At 37.1% G+C, this 23,066-nt stretch carries 17 protein-coding genes and 3 pseudogenes; 17 read left to right on the top strand and 3 right to left on the bottom strand.

Going from position 1 to position 23,066, the window contains the following annotated elements; all coding sequences use genetic code 11:
• Positions 1 to 192: 192 nt before the first annotated feature.
• Positions 193 to 1,125: an alpha/beta hydrolase gene (locus IE222_RS16570; protein WP_191274682.1), complete on the bottom strand. Its 933-nt coding sequence runs from the start codon at positions 1,123 to 1,125 to the stop codon at positions 193 to 195.
• Positions 1,126 to 2,444: 1,319 nt separating this feature from the next.
• On the opposite strand from IE222_RS16570, the gene IE222_RS16565 reads away from it, so the two are divergent.
• The 14 genes and pseudogenes from IE222_RS16565 (at position 2,445) to IE222_RS16510 (ending at position 16,084) form a co-directional block, all read left to right on the top strand.
• A complete protein-coding gene (locus IE222_RS16565) occupies positions 2,445 to 3,104 on the top strand; it encodes a GntR family transcriptional regulator (RefSeq protein WP_191274681.1) in 660 nt (219 codons plus the stop codon).
• A 620-nt stretch (positions 3,105 to 3,724) separates the two neighbouring features.
• Complete coding sequence (locus tag IE222_RS16560) at positions 3,725 to 5,257, top strand: ABC transporter substrate-binding protein (protein ID WP_191274680.1); 1,533 nt, start codon at positions 3,725 to 3,727, stop codon at positions 5,255 to 5,257.
• Between the two features lie 116 nt (positions 5,258 to 5,373).
• Complete coding sequence (locus tag IE222_RS16555; protein WP_191274679.1) at positions 5,374 to 6,312, top strand: ABC transporter permease; 939 nt, start codon at positions 5,374 to 5,376, stop codon at positions 6,310 to 6,312.
• Positions 6,313 to 6,315: 3 nt separating this feature from the next.
• Positions 6,316 to 7,224: an ABC transporter permease gene (locus tag IE222_RS16550; protein ID WP_191274678.1), complete on the top strand. Its 909-nt coding sequence runs from the start codon at positions 6,316 to 6,318 to the stop codon at positions 7,222 to 7,224.
• A gap of 9 nt (positions 7,225 to 7,233) precedes the next feature.
• Positions 7,234 to 8,238, top strand: coding sequence for an ABC transporter ATP-binding protein (locus IE222_RS16545; protein WP_191274677.1), 1,005 nt, complete (start codon positions 7,234 to 7,236; stop codon positions 8,236 to 8,238).
• Complete coding sequence (locus IE222_RS16540; RefSeq protein WP_191274676.1) at positions 8,238 to 9,209, top strand: ABC transporter ATP-binding protein; 972 nt, start codon at positions 8,238 to 8,240, stop codon at positions 9,207 to 9,209. The genes IE222_RS16545 and IE222_RS16540 overlap by 1 nt, the downstream gene beginning before the upstream one ends.
• A gap of 199 nt (positions 9,210 to 9,408) precedes the next feature.
• Positions 9,409 to 10,467 (top strand): sugar phosphate isomerase/epimerase family protein, encoded by a 1,059-nt coding sequence (locus tag IE222_RS16535; protein ID WP_191274675.1) that lies wholly within the window; start codon positions 9,409 to 9,411, stop codon positions 10,465 to 10,467.
• A gap of 16 nt (positions 10,468 to 10,483) precedes the next feature.
• Positions 10,484 to 11,473: a sugar phosphate isomerase/epimerase family protein gene (locus IE222_RS16530; protein ID WP_191274673.1), complete on the top strand. Its 990-nt coding sequence runs from the start codon at positions 10,484 to 10,486 to the stop codon at positions 11,471 to 11,473.
• Positions 11,474 to 11,722: 249 nt separating this feature from the next.
• A complete protein-coding gene (locus IE222_RS16525) occupies positions 11,723 to 13,183 on the top strand; it encodes an amidohydrolase family protein (RefSeq protein ID WP_191274671.1) in 1,461 nt (486 codons plus the stop codon).
• 206 nt (positions 13,184 to 13,389) lie between these two features.
• Positions 13,390 to 13,630 (top strand): annotated as a pseudogene (locus tag IE222_RS26445) (nucleoside triphosphate pyrophosphohydrolase).
• Between the two features lie 7 nt (positions 13,631 to 13,637).
• A complete protein-coding gene (locus IE222_RS27040; protein ID WP_440590013.1) occupies positions 13,638 to 14,357 on the top strand; it encodes a phospholipase D-like domain-containing protein in 720 nt (239 codons plus the stop codon).
• Positions 14,358 to 14,359: 2 nt separating this feature from the next.
• Positions 14,360 to 15,466: a DEAD/DEAH box helicase family protein gene (locus tag IE222_RS27035; protein ID WP_440590014.1), complete on the top strand. Its 1,107-nt coding sequence runs from the start codon at positions 14,360 to 14,362 to the stop codon at positions 15,464 to 15,466.
• Entirely contained in the window at positions 15,467 to 15,682 is a 216-nt protein-coding gene (locus tag IE222_RS16515) for a DUF3006 domain-containing protein (protein WP_191274669.1), read from the top strand. It abuts the gene before it with no gap.
• Between the two features lie 129 nt (positions 15,683 to 15,811).
• Positions 15,812 to 16,084 carry a hypothetical protein gene (locus IE222_RS16510; protein WP_223282755.1) on the top strand — a complete coding sequence of 91 codons (273 nt, stop codon included), beginning with the start codon at positions 15,812 to 15,814 and terminating at the stop codon, positions 16,082 to 16,084.
• A gap of 172 nt (positions 16,085 to 16,256) precedes the next feature.
• On the opposite strand, the pseudogene IE222_RS16505 reads toward IE222_RS16510, so the two are convergent.
• Both IE222_RS16505 and IE222_RS27070 read right to left on the bottom strand, forming a co-directional pair.
• Positions 16,257 to 17,041: pseudogene (locus IE222_RS16505) on the bottom strand (tyrosine-type recombinase/integrase).
• A 294-nt stretch (positions 17,042 to 17,335) separates the two neighbouring features.
• Positions 17,336 to 17,422 (bottom strand): annotated as a pseudogene (locus tag IE222_RS27070) (hypothetical protein); the annotation flags it as partial.
• Between the two features lie 518 nt (positions 17,423 to 17,940).
• On the opposite strand from IE222_RS27070, the gene IE222_RS16500 reads away from it, so the two are divergent.
• Genes IE222_RS16500 through IE222_RS16490 form a run of 3 tightly spaced genes read left to right on the top strand, consistent with a single transcriptional unit; the run spans position 17,941 to position 23,036 of the window.
• Positions 17,941 to 18,810, top strand: a complete 870-nt coding sequence (locus IE222_RS16500; RefSeq protein ID WP_191274665.1) for a DUF4007 family protein — start codon at positions 17,941 to 17,943, stop codon at positions 18,808 to 18,810.
• On the top strand, positions 18,807 to 22,220 hold the full coding sequence (locus tag IE222_RS16495) for a DUF6079 family protein (protein WP_191274663.1): 3,414 nt from the start codon (positions 18,807 to 18,809) through the stop codon (positions 22,218 to 22,220). Before IE222_RS16500 ends, IE222_RS16495 begins: the two co-directional genes overlap by 4 nt.
• 6 nt (positions 22,221 to 22,226) lie before the next feature.
• Complete coding sequence (locus tag IE222_RS16490) at positions 22,227 to 23,036, top strand: phosphoadenosine phosphosulfate reductase domain-containing protein (protein WP_223282754.1); 810 nt, start codon at positions 22,227 to 22,229, stop codon at positions 23,034 to 23,036.
• Positions 23,037 to 23,066 lie beyond the last annotated feature (30 nt).

Here is a 23,066-nt window from a genome sequence, read left to right as displayed (position 1 = left end):
TAGGATTCCTTTGATTTGTATTTGGATGCTAAAAATGAAAAGTGAGAAATTTAAAGAAAAAGTGCCAGCCACCAGACTGAATTTTGAATGGTGCCCGGCACATTTTTGATTAGAATCACTGTATGGCAAAATTAAGAGTAATTTGCACTTAAAGCTCCAAAAGAATCGTAATAAGAACTTGTGTGGCCGGTATCAGTTTTCAACAGCTCTTAGGTACTTATCAAGGAATCGCACAACACGGGACGTATACTCTTTTTTATTCATAGGATAAGTCTGAATGTGTTGACATTCCTCCGTCAACCATAATTCTTTATGACTATCGGCTGAGACCGATTGAAATAAACTTTTGCTCTCGGTATAAGGGATGGCTTCATCCGTTTTACTGTGAATGAAAAAGAAGGATTTTCCTTTTGCGTTTTTTACATGATTGATGGGTGAAACTTTAGCGGGGTCAATTTTAAGGAGTTTTCGCATGGAATGATAAATAATCGGTGTAAAGGGCTTCTTCGGTAATTTGGACCAATAAGAAAGATTTTCTTTTAAAAAGGGTTCTAAATCACTAAAGGGACTATCGGCAATAATAACAGAGACCGAAGGATGCTCGCATCCGGCAATAAGTGCAGTGGAAGCACCCATACTCCAGCCAAGAAGGGCAATCTTTTTCTGATTTTTTTTCTGAATTGCATAATCAATCGCTGCATATAAATCGTGCTTTTCAAAGAACCCCAACCCCGTCGTTCTACCTTTTGATTTGCCAGCATTTCGAAAATCAAACATCAACACATTATATCCTTGTCTCGAAAGAACTCTAGCTAGCTTGAGTCCTTCAATCCTTTCCATGGAACGTTCATTTAAATAACCGTGTGCCGTAATGACCGTTTTATCGCTTTGGTTGGAAGCGGCGGGAATCCACCAGCCAGTCAGCTTAATTTGGTCTTTTCTGCTGTGAAACTCGATTTCTTCGAAAACTATACCGTAATCCTTCGGGTTTTTCGAAGTTTTTGCAGGGAATGGATGGGTTAGATACATACCGATGCTAAGAGGGGGAAGGAAAAATAACAAAGGTGCTGCCAATAAAGGTCGCCACAGGGATTTACTTTTTTTCTCCTTTTTCTCATCTTCCATTCAAACTCCTCCTGTCCATTTTAAGAAATCGGTATATTATCATATGCCAATAAACAAAAAACGGAAATCTCTAAAGGACTATTTTGGATTGTTTTGGATGAGTCCCCATTTCCCCATAGCGTTCCATCGGATCTTGACAATTTTGTGAAAGGTAACCGTTAAGTGAGGGAATTTAATTAAATATGTTAAATTTCTTTTATCATTTACATTTCTTCTTCAAATTTTTTAACTTTAACTAACCTCTTTTTCTCTGAAGTTCTTCTGACCATTAATCTTTTTACTTTTCATTTAGAGGGCATTCATTCGATGCCCTATTCATTATATATTTTAGCGATATTGGTTGAAGGGAAGGCTCAATTTATATTGAACCAGTTTTTTCTTGAAATGAAAAAAAGGTAATGGGTTCCGTTAACTATCCCAAACTTTAAAAATGTCCTTCAAATTGAATGGTAATTTGGAGGTCTATTTTTGTTGATATAAAGGGATTTAGATAATTATTTTGGGGGAATTTGTAGTGCAATTTGTATTTTAAAATGTGTAGGTACAATAGCCAGTGTACCGCAGCAAAATGCACTACATTTTTACTTGCAAATTGATATACAGAAAAATATTTTTAAGGTTAGGTTCTGGTATAACCGAATGTTGATTTCACTGTATATGAAAAATAACCGGTAAAATTCCGGCTAAATTGGGAAATACCCATATTTCCTTAATAATAAGGGGAGTTTTTCCGTTTATATTATCCAAATCATTGGATTTTGTCTTATTTAGAGCAGTTAATCGGAATATCTCCGTTTATTTCCGCTTCTTAAGCTTCCCGTATATACATTAGCAGGAAATTCTCCACCTATGAATTCTCATACCTTAATCAAAATATTTATAATATTTATAATATTGACAAAATACAGAACAATAAATATAATCGAAATATATTAGTGATATATATTTAAAATATTTTAAATAATTTCTTATCAATAATCTACATATCCTAACATATACATTTATTATTCTTGTAAACATTGCTCCTACGATTCTTCTTCTTCTACATAAAAATTTAATCTTCTATGCGGTAGTTAAAAGCCTAAACAAGTAACGGCTTATTTAAGCCGATTACATAAAAAACCTATCCCAGCCTACTAAAGATTTTATAAAAAGACCCCACAGATTTACTGTTATAAATTTTTATATATTTTTTACAAGAATTAATGGTCCTTCATAGAAAGGCAGAAATTTAATGAAAAGTTAGTAGATAAAAGCCACTAACTTTTGACTTATACCAAGGTAAAGAAAATGATGGGCATGATTCTTTAACATTAGGAGTGATTACTATTTTAGACGAAAAAAAATCAAGGGTAGAAAGTGTATATCAGTATTTAAAGGAAAAAATTATTTATGATGAACTCACTCCAGGAACTTTACTCCGCGAGGGCGACTTGGCGACTAAGCTAAATGTCAGCAAAACACCGGTAAGAGAGGCTTTGAATGGATTAAAGTTTGAAGGATTCGTGGATGTAATTCCTTATAAAGGATACATCGTTTCACGTTTTTCCTACATAGACCTAAAGGATTTATTTGAACTTCGAATTATTCTAGAAAAGGCCTCCGTCGAATTGGCTATTCAGAACATAACAAAAAATCAGCTGGATCATTTCAAATCGCTGGCTCTTCGGGAATTTGATGTGGATTCGGTAGAGGCCAGGAAAGAATTTATGAAGGTAAACATCGATTTTCATTCTTATCTGGGGGAAGTAAGCGGAAATAAGCAATTAGCAGAACTACTCAAAAATACCATTCAGAAAATGCAGCACGGATTATTCCAAGCCTTAAAAGAATCGAGTTTAAAGACTATGGTGGAGGAACATTTGCAAATCGTCGAGGCCATTGAAACAAAGAATGAAAGTTTAGCCAAGAGTATAGTTACAAAGCATGCGCGAGATTCTCATCTTAATATTTTATCTATAAACAAAATCCTATCATAAAAACATCAATAACTCTCCACAAAGTAAAATCATACGATTCATCTAGAGAAATACATTCTACATCGATAAACCCCTAGGATTCATCACTAGCACCACGACAAAGAATGGAGTAACACTTGCAGCTAAAGAAGGGGAATACTACATGGTTTGCACTTTTTATGAGGGGGTGGTTCCAGGCAAACTATTAACTTGCAAGGACTTTTTGGCACAGGCGTTGTAGCTTACAGATGTTTTATGGCCGCTTATGGATGGGCCGCCATGTGAATTTAAAGATGTTACTTACTATACGCTGTATGAAAGATCAAAAGAAAAGCGAACCTTACAAGCAGAAAATGCTAAGATTACAGACCTGACCAAAATAATTAAGCGGAGAGATTAGGCTAACGTTTAACAGGTTGCCTTAGTGAATTGGAAGACAACCGGTAAGTCGAGCAGGAAAAATGCAGAACACCCAATTACAGTAGAATCTATAACACTTATAAAATTGTAAATCCAGTTTTTTAGGCTCCTATTGATGTTATATAAGGTTAATGATATTGATTGAGCCGCCCACTTTTAAAATGCTTTTGGATTTTTCCGAAACTAAATAGTACGAATTAGAAAGGAAGGGATTATAGAGGATGAGGAAAAGGTTTCCAGCTTTGTTTATTATTTTAATTCTAATTGTAAGTGTTTTTGCAGGCTGCTCTAATCAAGACGTAAATGGTACATCAGACGCGGACGGTAAAAAGGATACTTTAACTATTGGAATTCCAGAAGCACCAGTGTATATGGATCCCCAAATTCAGGCTGCGATTGGTACATACCGTATAACAACGCAGATTTTTGACAGGCTTGTATCTCTTGATAATGATATGAAGCTTGTTCCTTCACTTGCAGAATCTTGGGATGTAGAAAATGAAACCACTACCGTTTTCCATCTTCGTAAGGGTGTCAAGTTTCACAATCGGGAAGAAATGAAAGCTGATGATGTGAAATTTAGCCTTGAACGAACTATAGCAGCTCCTGGTGTTAATTACAATTACCTCATTATCAAAGACATCATTATTGTTGATGATTACACAATTAAAATTGTGACAAAACAACCTTTTAATGCTCTATTGTACAGGCTAACACTTGATGCAGCAGCAATTATAAGCAAGAAGGCAGCTACAAGTGATAAGGATTTTAATAAACATCCCGTTGGCGCCGGTCCATATAAGTTTGTCTCTTGGGATTTAGGTGGCGATGTTGTTTTAGAGGCATTTCCTGATTATTACAAGGGCGAGCCCAAAATTAAGAAATTGATTTTCAAGAATATTCCTGAAGCAATCAATAGATCGATCGGTATTGAAACTGGCGAAATTGACCTAGCTTATGATTTAGCCATTACTGATATCGATAAAGTCAAGAACGACAAAAACCTTAAGTTAGTAGAGGTTACCAGTACAACAGTAAATTATCTTGGGTTCAATACCAAAAAGCCTATCATTGATGATGTTCGCGTAAGAAAAGCAATCGCTTATGCACTTAACACTCAGGACATTATCGATATCGTTTTTAACGGTGTAGCAACTCCAGCCCATAATACGATGCTTGCACCAAGCCTGTCTGGTTATACGCCAGATACCATTACGTATGATTACAACTTGGACAAAGCGAAAAGTTTACTTGCTGAAGCTGGGCACCAAGATGGCTTTAAGACAACACTTTGGATTCCGGATACCCAGGTTCTAAAAAGTGCTGCAGAAGTAGTTCAGGGTCAGCTTAGTAAGATTGGTATTGATGTTGAAGTCAAGATGATGCAGTCGGGAACATTCTATTCCGATACGGGAAAAGGTAAACATGACATGTTTTTAGCGACAAAAACATCTATCGATCCTGATAGTATGCTTAGGGCGATATATCATTCTGACGCTTTTGGTCTTTCGGGCAATCGTTCGTTTTGGGCAACTAAAGAAGTTGATGCAATGTTAGATAAAGCAAGTACAACAACTGATTCCGATGAGGCTACCAAACTTTATGCAGAGGTACAGAAAACTGTGGCTGGAGAGCTTCCAGTTATACCAATAGCAGTTGAGCACTTAAATGCCGGCATGAAGGCAACGGTTAAAGGCTTCGACTTATATCCTGGAAAAACTCATTACATTTATGGCACGTATTTTGAAAAGTAATTTTTTTATCTTAGTTTCATGCCGGTAATCCAACGGCGTGAAACTAAGAAAATACAAACGGTCTGGTAAAAGCCGATTTTTTAGGAGAGTAAATTAGAATTTGTTGGGGGTGCCAGATGCATAAATTTATTCTACGCAGGTTAGCCATGCTAATTCCCGTAATATTAGGGGTAAGTTTCATTGTCTTTTCAATTATGGATCTTACTCCCGGTGATCCTGTTGAGATGTATTTAGGTGATAATTACACGGATGAGGCGCATGCTTCCATGACAAAGGAACTTGGTCTTGATAAGCCGTTTATTGTCCGTTATTTAAGTTTTATCGGAAATGCGATTCAAGGTGATTTTGGTATTTCGTATTCAACACACCAACGAGTACTTGATGAAATTCTGGCAAGATTCCCCAATACCCTCGTTCTTGCAATCGCTGCATTATTCTTTGCTATTTTGGCAGGTATAATATTGGGAACTATTTCAGCAGCTAAGCAAAATTCAATATTTGATTCAACATCAACATTTGCAGCTTTAATAGGGGTTTCAATGCCAAACTTTTGGTTTGGATTAATGTTAATCATAATATTTGCTGCAGGTTTAGGCTGGTTTCCATCTTCAGAATTTAGTGGGGTAAAGTCCTTGGTTCTACCGGCAATTGCTTTAGGTACAAACTCGCTTGCCATAATTACACGAATGACGCGTTCTTCCCTTTTGGAAACAATTAGGCAGGACTATGTCAGAACAGCACGTGCCAAAGGACTTAAGGAGTATAAAGTAATTATTAAACATGCGCTTCGCAATGCGATGATACCGATCATTACCATATCGGGATTGCAGTTCGGTTTTCTTATTAGCGGCGCTGTGGTTATAGAGACTGTTTTTTCTTGGCCAGGAATTGGCAGACTTCTTGTTGAGGCAATCCAATTAAAAGATACCCCTATTGTATTATCACTTGTCGTTATTAAAGCAACAATGTTTACGGTTATTAATCTAGGCACCGATATCATGTACGCATTTTTTGATCCTCGTATTAGGGCACAGTACAAGGCGAAGGGGGCGTAGAGGATGAATACAACAATAATACCTAGTAAGAACCAAGGCTCTGAAATATTACCGGAAAAGAAAAAAAAGTCCCAGTTAGTTTCTATCTGGAAACGCCTAAAGAAAAATAAACTGGCAGTTGCTGGCTTAATCATATTATCTTTTATCGGTCTAACGGCTGCTTTTGCAAATGTTTTATTTGATTATAACACAGTAGTAATTCAGCAAAATGCCGCAGAGAGGCTGCAGCCACCATCAGCAAAACATTGGCTTGGGACTGATGAATTGGGGAGAGATATTCTTGCAAGAATTGTTCATGGAGCGAGAATTTCAATTCCGATAGCGTTTACAACCATTCTAATTGCTACCGTTGTAGGTGGCTTAATAGGAGCCATTTCCGGATATGGAAGTAAAAGAGTCGATAATTTTATTATGCGGATTATGGATATTTTTCTTGCCATCCCTGGTATTTTATTATCTATTGCAATTGTAGCGGCACTTGGCCCAAGTTTAAGGAATTTATTGATTGCTATAAGTATAGCAAATATACCTCCATTCGCTAGAATCGTAAGAGCCTCTGTTCTGTCCATTCGTAATGAAGAGTTTATTGAAGCTGCAAGAGCGATTGGTGCAAATGGTGTACGAATTATTTTTAAACACATCATTCCCAATTCCATGGCTCCAGTAATTGTTCAAGCAACTTTGTGTATCGCTGGTTCGATATTAGAAATTGCCGCCTTAAGCTTTATCGGTCTTGGTATTCAACCCCCTGCTCCGGAATGGGGAGCCATGCTTAGTGGTGGACGGCAGTATATACGATATGCATGGTGGATTTGCGCTTTCCCTGGCATAGCGATTATGTTAACCATTCTTTCTCTCAATCTACTTGGGGATGGACTGCGTGACGCATTGGACCCTAAATTGAAAAATTAGGAGGCTACTATGACTGATAGAAAACTACTTGAAATTAGGAATCTTAATGTTGAGTATAGAACTGATGATGAAATTGTTTATGCAGTTAACTCCCTTGATTTGAGTTTAAATTCCGGAGAAAGCCTTGGTCTGGTGGGGGAGACAGGGGCAGGTAAGTCAACAACAGCTCTCAGCATTTTACAGCTTGTTGCTGACCCTCCAGGCAAAACAACTAGCGGTGAAATTTTATTTGAAGGTGAAGACCTTCTTAAAGCAAAAAAGGATTTTCTTCGTCATATCAGAGGAAACAAAATATCTATGATATTTCAAGATCCTATGACTAGCCTTAATCCTGTTTATTCCGTTGGTGACCAAATTGCGGAAGTAATATATCTGCATGAGAAATGCAGTAAATCCGAAGCGCAGCAAAAGGCTGCTGAAATGTTAGAAACGGTCGGTATTCCTAAGGAACGGTATGATGAATATCCACATCAATTTTCAGGGGGAATGAAGCAACGCGTAGTCATCGCTATGAGTATCGCTTGTTCACCACAACTTATTTTGGCGGATGAACCAACTACAGCACTTGACGTAACTATTCAAGCACAGGTGCTGGAATTGATGAACGATCTGAAAGTAAAGTTCAACACTTCGCTTCTTCTCATTACGCATGACCTCGGTGTCGTTGCTCAGGTTTGTGACAGAGTCGCAATAATGTATGCAGGTGAAATTGTGGAAATCGGAACGGTTGAAGAAGTGTTTGAAAATCCAAAACATCCGTATACTGTAGGCCTTTTTAGATCTATTCCTCAGCTGGATGAAAAGGTTGATAGATTAAAGCCGATAAAAGGGCAGATGCCGGATCCCACCAACTTGCCGTCTGGTTGTAAATTCCATCCGCGTTGCCCGCACGCGATTGAAGCCTGTACAAAAATACAACCGGCCATGACGAATGTTAAAGGAACTCATATAGTGAAATGTTTTATTCACGAGGGCAAGTTCGAGTCTACTGAGTTGATGGAGGAAGTTAAATAATGGTAGATAATATTCTGGAGGTTAGGAACCTTAAAAAGCACTTTAAATCAAAAAATGGAACTCTTCATGCTGTTGATGATGTCTCTTTCAGTATTAAACGCGGGCAAACTTTAGGGCTTGTAGGAGAATCTGGTTGTGGGAAATCAACAATAGGCCGCTTAATACTAGGGCTTCATCAGGCGACAAGCGGGGAAATTCTCTTCAACGGGCAAGACATTTGTAAAATGAATAAAGCACAGATTCATAACTTGCGAAAAGAACTACAGATTATTTTTCAAGACCCGTTTGCGTCTCTAAATCCGAGGATGACCATTGGTGAAATCATTGGAGAACCGCTTTTAATCTATAAAAAAGTAAAACGCAGGGCTGAACTTGATTCCGAAGTAAGACGTTTAATGGATGTTGTTGGATTGAGTAAAAGATTTATAAATTCCTATCCCCACGAACTCGATGGAGGACGCAGGCAGCGTGTTGGAATAGCAAGGGCACTTTCCTTGAACCCACAGTTTATTGTTTGCGATGAACCAGTATCTTCTTTGGATGTTTCTATTCAGGCTCAGGTTCTGAATCTGCTTAAGGACCTTCAGGCTGAATATGGTCTGACTTATCTATTTATTACCCATGATTTATCTGTCGTAAAATATTTTTCAGACAAGATAGCAGTAATGTATCTTGGCCAACTTGTTGAAGGTGCAGAATCTGATGAATTGTTTAAAAAGACGATTCATCCCTATACACAAGCATTGCTTTCTGCAATACCAGTTCCAAACATACACCAAAAGATGAAGCGAGTAAAACTTATTGGAGAAATTACAAGTCCTATTAATCCTGAACCAGGTTGCAGGTTTGCAAAACGATGTTTGTACGCTCAAGAAAAATGTGTAGGGCAAGATTTAGAACTCAAGGATTTTGGAAATAGTCATTTCTGCTCATGTACTAGAGCTGATGAGTTACTAAATGTAACTTTATAGCAGCCTTAAAATCGGGAATTTATGCAAGTTTTATAGATGATAATATTCGGATATGTAGGTTTTCTTTAGTCAAAACGTTATACCCCGTCATGATAAATAAAAAGAATTTGGATCGTCAACAAATTAACATGGGTTAGTTAAAATTGTCGGAAAAAACTGAATAAACAGGAAATCCCTTAAAAGAGAGGAAGTTAAATCTATGCGTATTGGAATCGATGGTAGAAAAATCCCTGAGGCAAAATTTAGAGGACCGATAGGCATCCTCAATCATGCCAAAAGCCTAGGAATGGAAGGGGTGTTTTTCCGAACTATCCTGGATATAAGTCCGAAACTCGACAAAGGGATAATACGTGAGGTACGCCAACGTGCAGACGAGCTCGGACTCTATCTTGAAGCAGGTCTTGGAAAGGTTAATCCCTATGCACTTCCTGAAACACCGGAGGTCCGAGATGTCGGTGACGGGGATACACTGCTCGGTTTTCGTAGAATGATGGAGGCATGTGCAGAATTCGATATTAGAGAACTTTGGATTTCCACCGCAGGGATTAAGCAGCAATACAGAGGGAGATTCACAACAGACCGCTTCAGAACTGATGTTTCCTGGGAAGACCAACTTGAGGCCACTCGGCGTTTCATGTTGAAGCTTAAGCCCATTGCTTTGGATCTCGGGATTCATTTGAACTTTGAAACACACGAGGAAATTACGACATTTGAAATTCTCCGCCTTATCGAGGCTATCGGTGAGGATGTTGTAGGAGTTGTCTTTGATACGGGTAACATCCATATACGCGGTGAACATCCGGTCTTTGCCGCCAAACGCATTGCTCCATACGTCCGTCAAACACACCTAAAGGATGCATATGTTGAACTTTTGGAAGATGGTGCATATTACCAATCTCGTATGATAGGATCAGGTCTTGTCGATTTTACTGCGATACTTTCTGAGCTAAATAAATATCGTCCTGACCTTAACTTAACAATTGAATGTGATCCTCCACGATTGGGAGCAGTTAGAGGGGAGCCGCATTTTATAGAACTTTATAACCCGGAATGGATCGCAGGTCATCCCGACCTATCACGAGAAGAATTTGCAGCATATGTTGAACTCGTTCGTGACTACACTGAACGCATCCGTAAGGGGATGGTTAAGCCTTGGAAGCAGCATAACACGGAGCCTTTTGAGTACCCCGAAGCTCTCCAGTGTATTGAGTATTCAAAACAACATCTTGAAAATATCTGTCAGGAGCTTGGTATTTGAAGGGGAGATAAGGCCCATGCTTGATAAGTTACCAAAGAGAGTTGGAATCTTCGCGAAGGATCTCTGTGGTTCATCCTTTGATGTACGGGATTCGGTTCAGAAAGCAGGCTATCACGGATTGAAAGGTTCCTTTATTGGTACCGCGCTCAATGCCAGCCCGACATTGGATAAGTTGGAATTGGAAGACATTCGGCAAGTCGCACAGGAATCAGGCATCACGCTAGGACTCCAGCTTGGAATGCATAATCCATATTGCCCTGAACGATCTTCAGATGCATTGAAAGTCGGGAACGGGGACCTTGCAAAAGGTTTGCTTAAGTTGACGGAGGCAGCCCTCCAACTCGGACAACCAAATGTGATGATGGTTGTTGGTATGGAGGAAGATCGATTTAATCGTTCTGTACCCTGGTCCACCCAATTGGCAGAAGTCTCCTCCTTCTTGAAGCAACTTGAACCCGACCTCCGTTCGTTGGGGGCACGTGTACTTATCAAGACTCACGAGGAAATCACATCTTGGGAGGTACGCCGACTACTCGAGGGACTAGACCCCAATAGTTTCGGTGTGGCTTTCGATCCCGTGAATCTTATTGTTCGAATGGAGGATCCAATCGCAGCAGCGGACCGTCTTGCGGGCCTCATTTATCAAGTTCACGTTGACGATGCACACCTATTGTGGAATGGCCGAGGCTACTCCCGATTGCTCTGCCCTGTGGGTAAAGGGTGCATCGACTGGCCGGCACTGATTGCTCGAATAGGTGAAACTGACCCCAATGCTTGGTATTGGGGGGAAATCCATCGCGCCGAACTTGATACACCATTCTTGAACGAAGGTTGGTTTGATGAACATCCGGATATCGGAATAGCTGAGGTGGCGACATGGGTTTCAAAAGGAATGCCGCTGTCCCAGTCTCCACAGAGCCTTGTTGGAGATATTGATGAACGAATACACACTGTTATCAGGTACATTACTGGATCTGATACAAGGCTAAATCAAACCACCTGTTAAACAGGTGGTTTGTGCCATAATATGGACAAATTGGAGGAATTAATGATTATTTCGGGAAAGTTGGTATCAAAGGGGAGGGAATACATATGATTGACCTGCTGTTAATTCATGGTGTGGTATTACCATGGATGAACAAAGACGCATTCCGTAGCCATTCATAACGGAAAAATACTGGAGGGACATGCCAGGGCGTATGTGGATGAAAGAAGATTTAATCCTAATAACCAGTAGAGGAGATAGGAAATTAAGATGAAAATAAAGGTAAGAGGAAAATATGTTATTGGATTTGATGGACAGGACCATGTAATTCTCAAGGACGGGGAAGTGGTTTTTGAACGGGATACCATCGTATTCGTTGGTCGTGAGTATAAAGGGGAAGTAGATCAGGTCATTGATACTGGGAATTCCGTCGTAAGCCCCGGTTTTATTGATTTGAATGCTTTGGGGGATATTGACCATGATATTATACATTTGGAGGCAGATGCAGCAAAGTCAAAGAATCTCCTTTGGTCTGAAGAATATATTCTTAAGGGCCATCATGAAGTGATGACGGGAGAAGAAGAGGCATTCAAATCCTTATATGCGTATACGCAATTAATTATGCACGGCGTGACAACTGCCATGCCGATTACATCCGTTTTCTATAAACGCTGGGCCGAAACCTACGAGGAATTGGTTGCGGCTGTCCATCATGCAGGAATGCTTGGAATCCGCATGTATATGGGACCGAGCTACCAGTCCGGTATGAGAGTTGTCAAACCTAATGGAGAAATTGAATTATACTGGAACGAAAAAGAGGGAGAAGATGGCCTTGAGCGTGCGGTTGAATTCGTAAAAAATTTTGATGGGGCATACGATGGGTTGATTCGTGGAATGCTTGCACCGGAACGAATTGAAACACAGACACCAGAAAATCTAATTAATACAAAACTATATAGCGAAGAACTGGGCTGCCCGATTAAGCTGCATGCAGCACAAGGGATATTTGAATACAACGAAATCCAACGTAGGTACCACAAGACCCCAATCCGTTTCCTTTATGATTTGGGCTTTTTAGGGAAGGGTACTGCTATACCACATGGCCATTATGTAGCAGGCTATAACGGGGTTAGTACCGGAGAAGGTGATGATTTGAAATTACTGAAGGAAACTCAGACAACCATCATTCACTGCCCTCTAGTTATAGGTCGGCATGGTTCCGCCCTTGAAACGTTTGCCAGGTATAAAAGGAGTGGTATTAATCTTGCTCTCGGGACGGATACATTCCCACCGGATATGTTCCAAAATATTCGATCAGGCAGCATGATTTCACGAATCCTAGAAGGTGAGGTCAAAGACTCTACCTATGCTGATTTTTACCGTGCTGCAACTTTAGGGGGGGCGCAATTCTTGGGAAGAGAGGATCTAGGACGACTGGCTCCCGGTGCAAAAGCAGATATTATTGCAATTAATCTGGATGGGTTCCACATGGGTCCAATAGAAGACCCAATTCGGACGATGGTTATGAGTGGATCCGGAAGAGATGTGAAGCTTTCTATAATCAATGGGCGTATAGTTATGAAGGATAGAAAAATTCCAAACATTGATCTTGATGGGATTCAGCAAAAAGGTCAACGTTATTTTGAAAAGATGCGACTTGGTTATATGGAAAGAGATTATCAGCATCTGCCAGAGAAGGAATTATTTAATCCATCTTTCAAAGTGCTATAAAATTAAGTTAAGTCAAGTTTACAAACCATTTGTTTAAAGGCCATAACTTAGGTGAGTGCCAGATCCCATAATTAATAAAGGGGGATCTGGCACTTTTTTTAGTACATACCTTTTTCATAACATCATTTTCGATATAATGAGATTAACTATTTATTTTTTAGGAGGAACCTAATATGCCAATACATAACTAATTAGTCCGCGACCGTATACCTGAAATCATTGAAGCAACTGGTAAAAAGTTTTCTACCAAAATTCTAAATGATAATGAATACATAAAAGAACTAAAAACTAAAAGCTTTGAAGAATTAAATGAATATATGAATACCGATAATGATCAGGATGCGGTGGAGGAGCTGCCATGGGGCAACGTTTGAGGACCTAGAAAAAGTTAGGCGGCGGAAGGCCGAAAAACGCGGCGGCTTCAAGGAAAAAATCTACTTAATTTAGGTCGAGGATGACTAAGGTTCAATTAATTACATCCGAACTTGGGAAGCATTTGCTAGAGAAAATGGAAGGGGCTTCGACCATTTGTGTGTTAACCTCTTTTGTGATGAAATCCGGTGTCCAATTTATAGCGGATGCATTAAAGAAAGCAGCTCAAAACGGGGCCGATATCAAGATTTGTACTGGTGATTACTTATACATTACCCAGCCTGAAGCATTAGAAGCATTGCTCTCTATCGATGACATGATTGGAATTCGGATGTGGAAGAGTAATGGCACATCCTTTCACCCAAAAGCCTACATGTTTAAGAACAATGAACAGGATGTCTTGTACATTGGATCTTCCAATCTTTCAAAATCTGCCCTAAATCATGGGGTTGAATGGAATATAGGTATCAGCGAGGCGAAAGAGGTATTTGATCAAGCGCTGGAGGAATTTTCTAAACTGTTTCTTGCTGATCAAACCGTTGCCCTTAATCCGGAAAACCTGAAGGAGTACAAGGCAAATTATGAAGAGTACCATAAGAAGCATACCAATTTGGTGGAAAAATGGAGCGAGCAAGAAGAATTAGAAATTATGTTACCTTCGAATAGGAAGGCTCCGGACATTCCTGACAGAATTAAGGAGTCGGCTGCAGAATATGGTGACATTCTCCCAAGATTTGCACAAATAGAAGCACTTGAGGAGCTTCATAAAACGGTAGAGGAAGAGACAATAAGGCTCTTGTAGTGATGGCAACGGGCTTGGGCAAAACATACCTAGCGGGTTTCTTTTCGAAGAATTTTCAGAAGGTACTGTTTATCGCACACAGGGAAGAGATCCTCTATCAAGCAAAAGAGTCTTTTAAGAAAATCATGCCTGAACGACGATTTGGGATATACAATGGAAAAATAAAAGAGATCAACGTTGATGCTATTTTTGCTTCTATTTATACATTAAGTATGAAAACACATCTGGAGCAATTCCGCCCGGATGAATTTGATCTTATCATTATAGATGAATTCCATCATGCCGCTGCTGACATGTATCAGCGGGTGTTAAACTACTTTAAACCGAATTTCTTATTAGGAATAACAGCAACACCAGATCCGAATGACAATAAAGATGTCTATGCGATTTGCGATGGGAACGTGGCGTTTTGGCTGGATTTCTTGGATGCGATTGAACGGAAGTGGCTGGCACCGTTTAAATACTATGGGGTCTATGATGATACCGATAATTCGCAAATCACGTGGTTAGGAAATCGATATGATGAAGAGGAATTGCTACAGGTCCAAATGAAAGAGGAACTGGCTCAAAAGATTCTCCATTCCTGGGAGGAAAGAAAGCAGACCCGGACCATTTCATTTTGTTCCTCCATTCGACAGGCAAACTATTTATCGAGGTTCTTTAATCTAAAAGGCTATCGGACAGTCAGTCTCCATTCGCAGCAAGTGGATATCAGCAGGAGTCAGGCTATTGCTCAATCCAAAAGTGATTTAAACAATTGGAGCGCCGTTCTACGCCTTGTATATGGCAAGAAATCATTCCTGTTTACTGGCGACGCTGAGGTAAGGTCTGAGAAAGATATGATAAACTCCAAGCAAGCCTTAAAAGCTGATGTTTTAAAGCTTGGACACCACGGGGCAAAAACTTCAACAAGTGCAGCTTTCTTAAAGGCTGTTAAACCAACATATGCTGTAGTCAGCGTCGGAAAGGGGAACCGTTATGGTCATCCAACAAGTACTGTATTGAATCGACTAAAAGCACAAAAGATAAAAACATATCGTACTGACCAGAGTGGGCATATTATCTTTACAACCAATGGTTCAAAAATAAGTGTAAAGACGGTGAAATAATTGGTTAAAGGTATAATTGACCGTTTTGAAGGAAAAATTGCTGTTGTGGAAATTGACGGAAACACAAAGCGTTTTCCTAAATCTATCTTTCCAAGGAATGCAGCAGTTGGTGATGTTGTTAAAATCAGCGATAATAAAGTTAAGGTTTTAAAAGAGGAAACAGAGAAGCTGCGGCGAGAGGTTGAAGATTTAATGAATGATGTTTGGGAAGATTAGGGCCCTTTCTGCTAAAATGTAGGGCTTTTTTTATGATCTAAAAGAAATCCTACAAATTACTTGGTTTTTAGTATTGGTATTATAAGGGGTAAAATTGAACAAACGTTTAATTCCCTAGATGAAATGGTTTTGTCCAATAACCTAATAAATGAACTAAAACAAGATGATTTTGATACAGATGAAATTAAAACTAATGATGCAATAGCAGTTTGTAAAATGAAACTGTTTGGAGAGTATAACGCATTATTGGTGAGAAATATGGAAGAATATTTATCTGATGCAGAAGTATATGTTTTAACTTGGGACGGTGAGGCATCAGATGGGGGAGAAATGTTTAAGCTTGATGCAAATAATTTAAAAGAAATAATCAATGGGACGATATTTGGTGGTAGTATCGAGTAATATCAGTTTATTTATATAAATCATTAATTTATACTATTTGTACTATGAATACATCATGGGCGGCATGATGTAATAGGGGTTTTAAAACCTTGTTTTATCAACGTTTAAAATGATAATATGCTTTTCTTGTCCTCGTTTTAAAAAACAGGGCAACCTATGACTAAAAAGCTAACTATAGGAGAAGGTCTTTCATCAATTTGCTAAACTGTTGGGAGGCCTTTTCTTCCATATTGGCGGTCATATGAGCAAATATATTCATTGTCGTATTAATATCTGTATGTCCAAGCCGCTGTTGTATTTCTTTAATACCAACTCCAGCTTCAATCAATAATGAAGTGTGGGTATGTCTAAATGAGTGTGGAGTAATGTTCTTTTCTATCTCTGCTTTTTTAGAAGTCTTTTAAGCCGGGTCTCAACAACTTTTCTTAATTGTGGATGCCCATCCTCTCGAGCAAAAATAAACTCGTTTTCTTGGTAAATAGGTCTATTTTTTAATTTAATTTCATTTTGTTTAAGCCGATGCTTCTTTAACATGCTGATAAGCATTTCATCAATCTTGATTGTACGGACAGAGCCTTTTGTCTTTGGCGTTAAAAGCTGATATTTTTCAAAATGATTGGTAGGGTTATAAAGAGTTTTAATAACTCGGATAGTACCCTGCTTTTTGTTAAAATCCCCCCATTTTAGGGCCAATAATTCACCTATTCGCATTCCTGTATAGGAAAGTAACGTAAAGACAAGATGATCCATTTCAAGCCCGTCTGTATAGGCTAATTTTAGAAAGTGTGCAAGCTCTTCTTTTTCAAGAAAAACAATATTCTCTTCTGCTTTCTCCAGTTCTTCAACACTCTGCTGCTTTTTAGGTATTTTAAATTCCTCAGTAGGATTATTTTTTATCAGTCCTTGAGTCAATGCTTTCCGAAAAATCATCCTTCCGCAAGCATGAATACCGTCCATATAATTTTGGCTGTATTTTTCGTTTAATTCCAGAATCCTTTCTTCATACATTTCCTTAGTAATACGGCTGATTGGAAAAGGTCCCCAAACAGAGGTAAAATGCTTCATTTCCTTTTCTCGAGCCCTCACACTGCTTATCTTCACACCACTGCGGCTATACGTTTTTAACCAATCCTGGGCGAACTGTTCAAAAGGCATATCAGATTCTTTGATTAAGGTCCCATTATCTTTTGCAAGTTCCACGAGGCGCGCTGCTGCTTGTGCCTCCTTTTTTGTTTTAAATCCACCTTTTGAAATTTCCTTCCGTTTCTTGGTAAGTGGATCTATCCCTAAATAAATGTGATAGCTCCATGTCTTACCTCTTTGTTTGAATTTAGCCATGTTAAGATATCTCCTTTATTGAATACATAATATTGATTTTGTTATTGCACTTGTTTTTTAGTAAATCCATACTTTTCGGGATCTTTTCTGATCCTAAAGGCCTCCTGTTTACAAGCATTTGAACAGTATTTTTGCCGCTTAACCTTTTTAAAAGGCAATTTACAATTAAAATTTTCACATATATGAACAGGTTCATTATTAGATACTACTTGCCAGAGATCATGATAAATGGCCCTTGGTACATTTGGGAACGCTACCAAATTTTTGAGAAAAGTAATAAAGGAAATTAAAAAGCCTTACATAATTTAGGTGCATTTAATTTAAATTAGTGTAATAGTGCCCACTTTCGAATTTTTACATCGGAAGTGGGCGCTTTTATTTTTTAATCGCTACAAAATAAATAAGTTATAAAAAATGGTTATATTTTCTAAATCTCACTAGATTAATCTTAGTTGTATGTTAAAATAATAAATGATACTTTCTGGAGACTCTTCTCCAGAAATTAAGGAGAGATTGAAATGGGTTTTGGACAACATCAAAGTTTTTATTTACGAATCTATTGGTTAAGAAAAGCTATCCAACAGATTAATAAAAATAATAGATTTTTTTATGAGAAGAACGCATCGGAATTAATTGGTTTAGGACCCAATATGGTTAAATCCCTAAAACATTGGATAGAAGCAGCTGACATTTGTGAAGTAGGAAAACGTGAATCTGATAGTAAAGCCATTCATAATATTACTCCTTTCGGAATTATTTTTAATGGATACGACCCTTATATAGAGTTAAATGACACTGCAAGTATAATTCACTATCATATTGTTGATGAGAAAGAGCCTTGTACTACATGGTATTGGTTATTTAACGAATATGACAAAATATCATTTAGTAAAGAAGAAGCATTAAATGACTTTATGGCTTGGATAAACAAAAACTATGATACTAAAAACTCAGAAGACACATTAGAACGTGATTTAGATTGTTTAATAAAACAGTATTATTCAAGAAATATATCAAATGACCCGGAAGAGGTTATTCAGAGTCCTCTAACTCCCCTGAATTTATTAGAAGAGAGGGAAGGGAAAATATTCAAAAAATCCCCTAAATACGATGAAGTAGGTTTGACTGCTCTCATGTACGTGTTATTAAAGAATGGGCAAAAAGAGGTTTCAATTGAAGAAATAGAAAGAAGTAGAAAGTTATGGGGAAAAGTGTTTAATTTACAGAGAAGTGAAATTGTAAGAGCGATAGAGAATCTTGTATCTACAACTAGATTTCCTATAGAATTTGACAGGACTAATAGATTGGATTTAGTAAGGGTAAAACTTCTCGATCCAATTGAGTTTTTAAAAGAAGAGTACATTAGGCAAGAAAGGGTATTGAGATGATAACATCAAAGAGCAAGTTTAAAACTAGTGTAAATATAAAACTAGATTTAGGAAATGAATGGATACTAGATAGATATATACCCACACCAACTCATGTTGAAAGTTTAACAGGATTATTAGAGGGTTTTTTAGATAAAGGAAATAAATCCCATATATTGGTTGGCTCATACGGTTCGGGAAAATCAATGATAGGGACTTTAATAGCAAACATTGTTTCTAAAAATGTATCTATTAAGTCAATAGACAACTTAGTTGATAAGTTTGATAAAGTAAATATTAAAGAAGAAACAGTAATCACTCTTCTTGAAAAGGCAAAAAGCTTAAGTAGAACATATATCCCTATAGTGATAAATGGGAACCAAGGTAGATTTCGTGAAGCTGTTATTTCTTCAATACACAAATCAATAAAACAAATCAAACCAGAATTAACTCTCCCGTCCTTTGCAGAAGAAATAAAATCAAAAATTAACCTATGGGAGAATAGTTACTCTGAAACTTATAAACAATTTCTTTCAAAGGTAAACGAAGAAAATTGGAGTATAGACAGTTTTTTAAATGATATTGCTGAGCACGATATTGTTGCTATCAATTGGTTTAAAGACATCTATCCATCTCTAACGGCGGGTGCTGAACTAACAATATCATACGACCAGGATCTTACAGAACATTTAACTTATATCCTTAATGAGCTGGATAAATTAGGGTGTGGTTTATATTTGGTTTACGATGAGTTTGGGAGATTTTTGCAAAGTTTAGATAAGTATGAAACTGTAGAGGCCATGCAGGACATACAGGATATTGCTGAATTAGCAGACCATCATAAAAGTGGAAACTTTAATATTTTATTAATAACACATAGAAACTTAAAACAATACTTTCTCAGCTATGGAGAAGAACTCCAGAATGAGTTTAAAAGAATACAGGGACGCTTTAGATTCTATAATACTTATAGCGATCCGGCTACTTTTATAAGACTTTCAAGCCAAGTTACTTTGGATTATCGAGAAAATTGGAATAAGAAATTTGATTTTGAAAGCGAAGTTATTAAGTACGATTTATTTCCTGAGCTTAATGGTCGGGAGATAAAGACTATAGTTGTAGAGAATTCTTACCCTATACACCCAGCAACCCTGTACGCTCTTCCTAGATTAGCTAATGCAGTAGCTCAAAACGAACGAACTTTGTTTACTTTCTTAGAAAGTAATGAGTTAGGCGGATTAGCAAATTATTTTCAAAGAAAAAATACATGGTATCACGTTAATAATTTATTCGACTACTTTGAACCAGCTTTTCAAGAGTTTATGGGTGATACACTAATAGGTAATTCTTATCTTAAATATTTGAGAGTCCAAAAAAGGATAGAAAGTTCACCAACATCTTCTTCTGAGTTGCAGCTAATTAAATTGATTACACTATGGGATATAGCAAGCCTAAATAATAAACGCAAATTGACAAAAGACTTCATTTCTTTTTCTCTTAATTGGGACCTTAAGAAAGTTAATGAAATTATGACGATACTAGAAAACAAAAAGCTTATTCGATTTAGATTATTTAATAATAATTGGGAAATTTTCGAAGGTAGCACCATAGATATTAAAAAGAAAATCGATGAAATCAACGAAATCGGAGTGGATAAGACCCAAAAGTTAGAGTTGATTACTAGTGTTTTAGAAAGTCAATATGCATATCCAAAACGTTATAATGATGAAAAAAATATGATAAGATTTGCATCAATTTCCCCGATTTATGCGAGTGATGTAACATCTGATACTGTTAACAACAGTATTAATGATCATGAACAGTGTGACATGAGGATATATTACGTTATTCCAGACTTAGAAATTGAAGAAGTTAAAAATACCATTTTAGACTTAAGCAAGAGTAATAATCGTATTGTTTTTGCTTTACCAAAAAAGACATTAGGTGATTTTGAAGAAAAGGTTTTAGAGCTCTCATCAATCAATAAATTATTAGAGGATAAGTATTTATTAAATGAAGACCCAATTGTGGAAGAAGAACTATTAAAAATTAAAGAAAATACAACCTTCATACTGAAAGAACTGTTAGAGCCAATAACTCAATTTCAAAATGCATTTTGGATACATGAGGGAGAGTTTTTAAAGATAAGAAGTAGAGTCTCATTAAGTGAGGAATTGTCAAAAATAATGTACAGAATTTATGATAAGACCCCTGTAATAAATAATGAGGCCTTTAACCGTAGATCAATCACCAAACAACAGCTAAATGGTGCTAAAGAGGTTGTAAATGTAATTATAAGTAATGAAGATGAATCGAGCTTTAAAGGTGCTGCAAAATTAATATATGCTTCGGTTGTTAAAAACAATCACATTAATAGCCAAGATGAAAGCGATGAAGTAAACGAACTAAGAAGAAGATTAATAGATGAAGTTAAATTAGGTAAAGGCGAATTTAAAAATATAATTGAAATATTTAAAAGTAGACCTTTTGGTATAAGAGAGCCAAATATCCCGGTTCTTCTAACATCTATATTAAAAAATGAGTGGAAGTATATTATGTTCTACCATAAAGATGGTTCTTATATCAATGAAGTAGATGGTGATATTTTATACGACCGTATGTTAGACAAACCAGAGAATTACACATTCGCATATCAAGTTATGGGAAATAAGTATAAAGAAATAATAGAAATAATTGAAAATTGTTTTGTGAATTATGCAGATAAAAAGGATGCGTCCTACCATCCGAGTGTTCGTGTAAATAGAATGTTATTAAGATGGTTGAGAAGCTTACCCAAAATAACTCACAAGACAAATAAGCTATCAAATATTGCATCTAAGTTTAAACAATTAATTAAAAAAGGTGAGTTTGAACCTGATGTGGCTTTAAATGAACTTTTTCAATTAAAACTAGACAAAGATTCTATTCTAGCAGTTAAACAGGAAAGTGAAGGATACTCTTCTAACCATAAAAAATTAATAGAAACTACAGTTTTTAACTTAACTAATACCCAAAATTATGATGAATTAATGGATGCTGTTCTTAAAGAGAATGAATTAGTAAAAATGGATAACAAGTTTTATGCTATAATTTCAAAATCTGATAAAGAGAATTGGATAGATTCCTTAACAGTAGAGTTAGTTGGAGTGAAAAGAGAAGAATGGTCGGATGCAACTGATGAAGTTTTTTTCAAAACTATAACTTCACTTATTGAATCAAATAGGAAGGCTGAGTTAAAAGAAGACTATTTCGAAGTTAAAGTTGATAATAAGACAATGGCAATTCCTAAAGTAGAACTTTCTTCAAAGGGTAAAATAATATATGAAAATGTTAAAACGGATCTTCAACTGATGGGAAGAAAACTTCCAAAAGAAGAAATAAAGGCATTACTGTATAAATTACTTGTTGACTATTATGATGAGAACAGATAAACAGAGGTGATAAATTTGAGTGATAAAAAGCCAATTTATATAGCAATGTTTAGTGGTGGTGCAGCAAGTGCGTATGTGGCTTATTTAATGGTTCAAAAACATGGTAAAGATAATTCTATTCTATTTTTTACTGATACCTTATGGGAGCATAAAGATAATAAGAGGTTTATGATAGAGGTAGCTGAAGAAATAGGAATAGATATTGTTACTATTAAAGATGGAAGAACGCCTGAAGAAGTTTTTGAGGAAACACGCTTTCTAGGAAATTCCAGATTAGCTAAATGTTCTTCTGAATTAAAGGTGCGTCAAACAATGATATATTTGGAAGACTTACGTGATGAAGGATATGAACCAATATTATTTTTCGGTATTGGAAGACATGAAAAGCGACGAAGAGAAGGAATTGAAGCTCTTTATGGTCATTTCCCTTTAGGTGAACCAATTAAAACAGTATTTCCACTTTATGAAAGTAACATTTCAGATGATGAAATTAAGGAAATTATTACAAAAGAGTGGAAAATTCAACTTCCTGAGATGTATCACCTAGGCTTTTCTCATGCCAACTGTGGTGGACGTTGTGTTAGAGGTGGCTTTAATCATTACAAGCACCTTTATGAAACATGGCCGAATGTTTACATTGAACAAGAAGAGATGGAAAAAAGGTTAAGAGTACAACTAGGTGATGTTACTATCCTTAAAAGGGATGGAAAACCCTTTACCCTAGAAGAATACAGGCGGGAATTAGATAAGGACTCTGAGATTGCGAAAAAACTTGTTGAGGAAAATGACGTACCTTGTGTATGTCATTATGCATAGGAAATATGGACAAGTATGAGCTTGTAGACC

This window comes from Neobacillus kokaensis (genome assembly GCF_014656545.1).
Lineage (GTDB): Bacteria > Bacillota > Bacilli > Bacillales > Cytobacillaceae > Neobacillus > Neobacillus kokaensis.
Note: the sequence above shows the minus strand (reverse complement) of the source record. Positions and strands in the feature narration are given on the sequence as shown.